Genomic DNA, 8,161 nt, shown 5'->3' on the forward strand with positions numbered 1-8,161 from the left:
TTAATTAAAAATTTCGTAATTGGCCGCAAAAACTACCTCTTCTGCAAATCCCCCCATGGAGCCAAAGCTAGCACCATGATATATAGTATAGTAGAGACAGCCAAAATGAATGGACTAAATCCCTTCTACTACCTGAAGTATCTACTCGAAGAACTTCCAAACACAAAACTTACTTGCCCGGATGCCCTGGACCATCTTCTTCCTTGGTCAAAAGCCTTACCGGAAGAATGCCGGACAATATTTAAACCTAAAAAATAGTAACAGTCCTATTTATGATAATTATCTCATAGATAGGACTATTTTCATACGTGGGCTGTGAAGACAAGGGGACGTTTCGAATGTCTTGTTTTTCTCATATGATGTTTTAAGTAGAAGTGGTATGAAGGAACGGGTGACAAAATAAGGGGAAAATCGGAAAATATCACATTATGCTGCCAGACGGTGACAAAAGAAAGATATTCGTAGATAACGAAGACGACTGACCAGCATATTAGGAATAGGTGCAACTGCTATTGAAAAGGGTGAAAAATAAAGCAGGAAGAAGACTTCATTAAGAAGGAGGGAACAAACGAAACGTCCCCTTGTCATAGTCTAAAACATAAATAACATCCAACTTCTCAAGAATATTCATAAAAAGTAATACAATATACTACTTGAATGACAGAATACGCAAATTCTATTGTTTCAAAAATAAGAAATTTGTATAATGAAAAAAGAAGTTTGTGAACAGATAGTGATGCGGAATTATTGCTGGAAAAGGATGCAGAATGATCATTCCAGCAGATGTGCTACTGCATTAGTAGCCAGTTCTCAAAATATTGCTGGTTAAGTAATTAAAATTAAATATATCAAGGTGCCTCTAAAAAAGAGGAGAATAGGGAAGTCGGTGAAAATCCGACACGGACCCACCACTGTAAGTAGTGACGAATTCTAATTATGCCACTAGATATAAATTATTTGGGAAGGCTAGAAGGAGGTTGATCTACAAGTCAGGAGACCTACCTTGATAGGAGAAAATAGTCTAGGCGAAAGGGGATAGATTTCGCTATAGTTCTCGGTTGCGTGACTTTTTTAGATGGGAAAAGAGTCTCTTAGTATTTGCTAAGGGGCTTTTTTATTAGACATATCAGCCGAAATCCACTAAAACATTACAGATAAATAAAAATGAAAAGTATTATCAATTATCTCGATGTTTCGCCTCGAAAATATATAGGTAGATGCAACAAGATTCATTCATCATAATAAATTGTGAGGTAATCTATGAACTATAAAGAATATTTAGCGCTTGCCATACCCTTTATTATATCCACGGTAACCCAACCTCTTTTAGGGGCGGTAGATACTGCTGTTATCGGCAGATTAGATCATCCATCCTATATAGGGGGAGTTGCGATTGGAGCAGTTATTTTCAACACTCTGTACTGGCTGTTTGGATTTTTGAGAGTGAGTACTTCAGGATTTTCTGCCCAGTCACTAGGGAGCCAGCAGGAAGAAGATAGATATTATGCTTACTTTAGACCGGTTTTGATTGCATTGATTGTAAGCAGTATATTTATAGCTTTACAAGGTTTCATAAGAAACGGGGCTATGTATATCTATAATCCAGAACCTGATGTGATGATGCATGCCGTTACATATTTTAAAATTCTTATTTGGGGTGTTCCCTTTGTCCTAATAGGATACGTAAATCTAGGATGGCTAATGGGCAGGAAATATGTAAAGGAAACATTGTTTTTACAGGTTTCTACCAATGTTCTTAACATCATCCTTGATATCGTGTTTGTAATATTCTTGAGGATGGGTGTGGCTGGGGTGGCTTATGCTACACTGATTTCTCAGCTTTATGGTTTTGCAGTAGGAAACTACATCATATTCACAAAAATAAGTATCCATAAAATATTAGCCTATCAAGAGGGATTATTTGATAAGACTGCAATGAAAAAAATAATGGGGGTAAATGCTGACCTTATGATTAGGACGGTTTGCCTATTAACCATGACCAATATGTTTATTGCCAAGGGAACTGAGTTAGGAACGGTTGTACTGGCAGCCAATGCAGTGTTGTATCAGATCCAATACATTATCTCCTACATATTTGAAGGCCTGGCCAATGCCTCAAGCATTTTTGCGGGTAAATGTGTTGGGGAGAACAATATAGAAGAATATAGGGCTGTGTTATCTATTTCAAACCTGTGTACGGCAGCACTAAGCATCATGTTGGCAGCTGCAGTGGTGTTCTTTAAAGATCCTATGATAAGTGTCTTTACCAATCTTGAGGAGGTGGTTTCTCTATGTGAGGAGCACGTTATGTGGCTAGTAGTGTTTCCCCTTGTTATTGGGATTGGAATGGTATACTATGGAATATTTACTGGAAGTACCTATACAGCACCGATTAGAAACTCAATGATGATTTCACTGGCAGTATTTGCAGCAGTTTATTTTACAGCGATACCCCAGTATAAAAACCACGGTCTTTGGCTTGCATTTATACTATTTAGTCTTACCAGAAGTGTGGTCCTTTTTCTATACAGAAAAAAATTGTTCAATAAAGTATTTGTACTTGCAAATCATTAGGAGTTAAATGGATGTGATGAGATGAAATACTATTTATTAAAAAGAATTGTACAGCTTATGGTTGTAATGCTGCTGGCCACCTTTCTAACCTTTGGCCTCACTTATATTAGTCCCAGTGACCCTGCTGAGATGATGCTGACCTCCCGTGATGTGATTCCAACAGAAGAACTTTTGGAGAAAACGAGGGAGGAAATGGGCTTAAAAGATCCATTTATCCTACAGTATGGGAATTGGCTCAAGAGGTTGCTGAGAGGTGACTTAGGATACTCTTATTCTAAGAGGGAATCAGTGGCAGAGGTATTGCCTCAAAGGATCTTTATGACAACAAGATTAGCCCTTGCTGCACTACTGATATTAGTGGTCTTCTCCCTTGGCCTAGGCATTCTATCAGCTATTCAAAAAAGCAAGCTGGCAGACTATATCATTAGAGGATTTTCTTTTGTGGGCATATCGATTCCGTCCTTCTGGTTAGGTCTTATACTGATTTATATCTTTGTAGTAAAGAATCGCTGGTTTAGGATAACGGATCCATATGCGCATAAAAGTATAATCTTACCTGCCATGACCCTGGCAATCCCATTAATCGGAAGATACGTAAGACAAATTAGAGCTGCCATATTAGAGCAGTATTCTCAAGATTATGTAGTAGGCGCTAGAGCTAGAGGGATAAGGGAAGGAGAAATCATTATTCATCATATTTTACCTAACGCACTCTTGGGCATCATTACCCTGATTGGACTGTCCACTGCAGCGCTCTTAGGGGGTACAGTCATTGTAGAAAATATTTTTACTTGGCCAGGACTAGGATCTATGGCGCTGGAAGCCATCACCTATAGAGATTATCCGTTGTTGCAGGCATACGTTATTTTTATGGTATGGATCTATGTTAGTATCAACTTTATTGTAGACATAATGACCCAAGCCCTTGATCCAAGGGTTGTCATAAGAGGGGGGAGAATCGGTGAGTAATCGGAAAAGAAAAAAAGCTTTTTTCTCCTTTATTCTATCGGTGGCGGGCTTATTGATCTTATTGGCTATTGTTGCTCCCGCATTTGCACCGAAGGATCCGCTGGCAACAGATTTCGCTCATGTGCTGAAGGGACCGAGCAGTAAATATCCCTTTGGAACCGATCAAGTAGGCCGATGCATCTACTCCAGAATCCTTTATGGCGCCAGAGTATCCCTAGGAATGACATTTTTGCTACTAATGCTTATCTTTACGCTAGGATTAGCAATTGGGATGGTCGCAGGGATGTCCGGCGGTATAATCGATACCATGATCATGAGAATTACAGACACTGTACTTTCCTTTCCCGATACTGTCTTTGCCATTGCAATTGTAGGAATCTTAGGGCCAGGTATAAGGAATACCATATTCGCTTTGTCTGTGGTTTGGTGGACAAAGTATGCCCGATTAACAAGAGTGCTGGTAATGGGAATTAAAAATAGCGAGTATATACATGCAGCAAAAATGGCAGGAGCAGGGAAATTAAAACTCATCACCCATTATATTTTTCCAAATATACTATCATCTTTAATTGTACAATTGGCTTTAGATATTGGAGGTATGATGTTAGCCATTGCAGGCTTATCGTTTTTGGGTTTGGGGGTACAATCTCCAACGCCTGAATGGGGAAATATGTTAAATGAAGGCAGAGCATATATGCAAACGGCACCCTGGTTACTCATATACCCTGGGCTTGCAATATTTACTGTAGTGGCGATCTTTAATGTGTTGGGGGATACAGCAAGGGACGTGTTGGACCCTAAACATGTTTAGATATAGTTTAAAAAACCTGAATAGGAGGAGCAGCATGAAAAGATTATTAGCAGTAGTAATGATTCTTATGATGAGCATTGCATCCGTCGGCTGTACACAACAAGGGGATAAGGCAGCCTCAAACCAGTCGGGGGAACCAAAGGTATTGAACATGGCGTTATTTTGGCTAGACGGCAACATTGAACCTACAGAAGGATGGAATGGCTGGACGTTAACCCGCTGCGGCATAGGTGAAAATCTTGTACAGATCGATGAGAATTTGGCGTTTAAGCCTTCAATCGCAGAGTCTTGGGAACAAATTGATGATAGGACAATCATTTTTCACATAAGAGATGGTGTAAAATTTCACAATGGGAATAGGGTAGATGCGGAGGCTTGCAAAAAATCAATCGAAAGAGCGTTAGAAATAACCGATAGAGATGATGTAAAATTCCCAGTAGAATCGATTACTGCCGAAGGACAAAAACTAACGATTAAGACATCAAAACCCTATGGAACTTTACTGAATGTGCTAGCAGATACGGTGTATATTATCGTAGATAGCACTGCAGCCGATGACGAAGGATTTAAGTATAAGCCTATAGCGACGGGTCCCTTTAAAGTAGTAGAGTTTACACCGGATGTGGGATTAACCCTGCATAAACATGAGGAACATTGGAGCGGAGATATTGGTGTAGATATCGTAAATGTAAAATATATACAAGATCCTTCTACGCGTACCATGGCTTTACAATCTGGTGAAATTGATCTTGCTACACAAATAGGTATAAGAGATCTAGCTTTATTTGAAAATAATGATGATTTTGCAGTTCAAAAAGGCCCTAACCTTCGTGTCTTTTTACTAAGACTCAATATGGATAAACCCTATATGAAAAGCCTAGCATTTAGGCAAGCACTTTCTTATGGGATGGACAAGGAAACCTATGCAAAGGAATTGGTAAAGGGCATACCTGCTAAAGGACCTTTTAATGACATGCTTTCCTTTGGATACAAGGGTGAAGATTATTATTCATATAATCCTGAGAAGGCAAAAGAGCTGTTGGATAAAGCAGGGTTCATTGATACCAATGGGGATGGAATAAGGGAAATGGATGGAAAGAATATTGTATTAAAATATATCTCCAGAACAAACCACGGCAGTGATGCAAATAATATTGGAACAGCCATGCAAGCCCAGTACAAAGAGATAGGAATAGGCTTGGAAGTGATTCAAGTTGAAAACTATGCAGATATGGCGAAGTCAGGAGATTTTGATTTGCTATGGGAAAGGTGGACATCTGCACCAACCGCAGATCCGCAATACTTCCTAGAAGCCAGCTATAAAACCGGAAGTGTAGGGAACTATGGGAAATACAGCAATTCAGAGCTTGACGCCATTTGTACTAAGCTAGACAACACCTTTGAAAAAGCACAGAGAGATCAATTGGGAATAGAGGGGTCAGAAATACTCATGAAAGATGTAGCTTCTTTATTCTTATACTATCAAGAGGGATCTGTGGTAACAAGGAAAAATGTAGAAGGTGTGTACAGATATATATCAGAAATCTACTATATTGACCCTAGGGTAAAAATAAAATAGCTGTGTTTTTTCCAGTTGATTTAGAGATATTATTCATCAGAAAAACAGAACGGAGCCTGTAGAGCAATGGGTAGACTGCTTGAAGTTAGAGACCTCACCGTCAAATATAACGGTGAAGAAAATGCAATCGAAAATATTAATATGGTCCTTGATCACAAGGAAATTATTGGTATTGTTGGGGAAAGCGGAAGTGGAAAGACAACCTTTGTAAGGGCAATTATCAATCTGCTTTCTCCCAATGCCGAAATTGTTTCTGGTGAGATCATTTTCAATGGTCAAAATATCAGTAAATATAATCAAGAACAGTGGAGAAATCTTCGTGGCAATGAAATCACTATGATTTTTCAAAATCCTGGTGCCTATATCAATCCTATTATCAAGATTGGAAGACAGTTCGTAGAGAGTATTAGAAATCATAGAAATCTCTCTAAAGTTGATGCAGCCCAAAAAGCCAGGGAAACTCTTGAAAAAATGTCTCTTGGCGATATTGACAGAATTATGAATGCCTACCCCTTTCAGTTAAGTGGAGGAATGCAGCAAAGGGTTGCAATTGCCATGGCTTTGGCCATGGAGCCAAAACTGATCATAGCGGACGAGCCAACCAGTGCGCTAGATGTAGTGACGCAAGTACAGATTATTAATGCGTTAATGGCCCTAAGGAACCATTTCCATACCAGTATTCTATTGGTTACGCATAATATTGGGTGCGCCGCCTATATGGCGGATCGAATTATGGTTATGAATAAGGGTCAGGTCGTTGAATGTAACGACAAATCAAAACTGATAACAAATCCACAAATGGAATATACACAAAAGCTGTTGCATGCTTTTCCTGAATTGAAAGGATTAAGATGATGGATGATAATATAATTCTCGAATTAAAGGGTGTCTCTAAGCGCTTTAAAGATCATGAAGGAAAGTATTTTCAGGCAGTAAACAATGTGAATATCCAGCTGGCTAAAGGCGAATGCATTGGCATCGTTGGAGAAAGCGGGTGTGGAAAAAGTACCCTTGCCAGAATTGTGTCTCATTTGACGGATCTTGATGAAGGCAGGATGATTTTTAATGGAAAAGATGTCACGGGGCTTCAAGGAGAGCTGCTGAGGAGATATTATAAAAGTGTACAAATGATTTTTCAGGACCCAATAGGTACTTTTAGCCCTAGAATGAAAATCGGAACCTATTTGATGGAGCCCTTTAGGAACTTTAAAATAATGGATAAAGGGCGAGCCGGCAAATATGCTGAAGAACTATTAGGGATGGTGGGTCTAAGCAAGGATTACATGCGCAAATATCCTAATGAGCTTAGCGGCGGTCAACTTCAAAGAGTTGTCATTGCACGTGCAATGGGCTTAAAGCCGGACATCATTATTTGTGATGAATGTACATCTGCCCTGGATGTGTCTATACAGCAGCAGATCATCCAACTTTTATTAGAATTAAAAGAAAAGACGAATTTCTCTAGCATTTTCATCACCCATGATTTAGCCCTAGCAGAAAGCATATGTGACAGAATCTATGTCATGTATCTTGGTGAAATCATCGAAATGTTTGAGAGTCAAAACATTATAAGAGATGCGAAACATCCATATACAAAGATGCTGCTGGATTCAGTATTTTCAGTGAAAAAGTTTGAAAACCAGATGCGGCCTACGGCAACCAAAATCAATGGTGTTGAAAAAGTAAAAGGCTGCGTATTTAGTCCACGTTGTCCTGAAGCCTGTGAGATTTGCCGTGAAAAAGCGCCAGAAGTGAAAGTCATGCATAATGGAAGTAAGGTATTATGTCATATATGTTAAAAAAAAATTGCTCTTTAAGAATATGACTGCAAAGGAGTGAGTGAGAACCTTATGATCAACCAGTATAGCATTAGAACTATAAATACAGACGAAATATCAATTGCTCAAGAATATTTATCCTGAATTATTCATCATAATTTATCCAGCATTGCTTCGTGCCGCATAGTTACAGTAGTTTTGCATTATTATTGGTTTCACTTAAAAAGTGAAACCAATACAATAGAAAAAGAGTTTCAACTTTGTTAAAATGAAGTCACCGCAACTAACATTTCACAAAGGAGAAACCCTTATGTCTAGTCTAAATGCACTTCACTCAGAAAGCAACAGTAAAATTAAAATTAATTTCGCAGGAGGGGATTTATCCTCCGATTCTGGCCTACTTCTGATTAAGGAATTCGCCCATAAGCTTGGTTTTCCTAAACTAATTAA

Annotated in this window: 7 protein-coding genes, 1 pseudogene and 1 riboswitch; all 8 genes and pseudogenes read left to right on the forward strand. The window is 38.8% G+C overall.

Annotation, left to right across the window (positions count from 1 at the left end; genetic code table 11):
• Window positions 1–258 (forward strand): transposase domain-containing protein (locus BUB56_RS18570; RefSeq protein WP_190014750.1); only part of this gene is annotated, 258 nt, incomplete at its 5' end.
• Window positions 259–834: 576 nt separating this feature from the next.
• A riboswitch (cobalamin riboswitch) is annotated at window positions 835–1,020 on the forward strand.
• Between the two features lie 240 nt (window positions 1,021–1,260).
• Window positions 1,261–2,574, forward strand: coding sequence for an MATE family efflux transporter (locus BUB56_RS18575; RefSeq protein ID WP_110942742.1), 1,314 nt, complete (start codon window positions 1,261–1,263; stop codon window positions 2,572–2,574).
• 21 nt (window positions 2,575–2,595) lie between these two features.
• Window positions 2,596–3,543, forward strand: a complete 948-nt coding sequence (gene nikB, locus BUB56_RS18580; RefSeq protein WP_110942743.1) for a nickel ABC transporter permease — start codon at window positions 2,596–2,598, stop codon at window positions 3,541–3,543.
• A complete protein-coding gene (gene nikC, locus BUB56_RS18585) occupies window positions 3,536–4,354 on the forward strand; it encodes a nickel transporter permease (protein WP_110942744.1) in 819 nt (272 codons plus the stop codon). Before nikB ends, nikC begins: the two co-directional genes overlap by 8 nt.
• 34 nt (window positions 4,355–4,388) lie before the next feature.
• A complete protein-coding gene (locus tag BUB56_RS18590) occupies window positions 4,389–5,933 on the forward strand; it encodes an ABC transporter substrate-binding protein (RefSeq protein ID WP_190014752.1) in 1,545 nt (514 codons plus the stop codon).
• Window positions 5,934–5,999: 66 nt separating this feature from the next.
• A complete protein-coding gene (locus tag BUB56_RS18595) occupies window positions 6,000–6,788 on the forward strand; it encodes an ABC transporter ATP-binding protein (protein WP_242946437.1) in 789 nt (262 codons plus the stop codon).
• Window positions 6,788–7,732 carry an ABC transporter ATP-binding protein gene (locus tag BUB56_RS18600; RefSeq protein ID WP_242946438.1) on the forward strand — a complete coding sequence of 315 codons (945 nt, stop codon included), beginning with the start codon at window positions 6,788–6,790 and terminating at the stop codon, window positions 7,730–7,732. The genes BUB56_RS18595 and BUB56_RS18600 overlap by 1 nt, the downstream gene beginning before the upstream one ends.
• Window positions 7,733–8,021: 289 nt before the next feature.
• Window positions 8,022–8,161 (forward strand): annotated as a pseudogene (locus BUB56_RS18605) (IS1380 family transposase); the annotation flags it as partial.

The sequence above is a fragment of the Geosporobacter subterraneus DSM 17957 genome, from assembly GCF_900142145.1.
GTDB classification, from domain to species: domain Bacteria; phylum Bacillota; class Clostridia; order Peptostreptococcales; family Thermotaleaceae; genus Geosporobacter; species Geosporobacter subterraneus.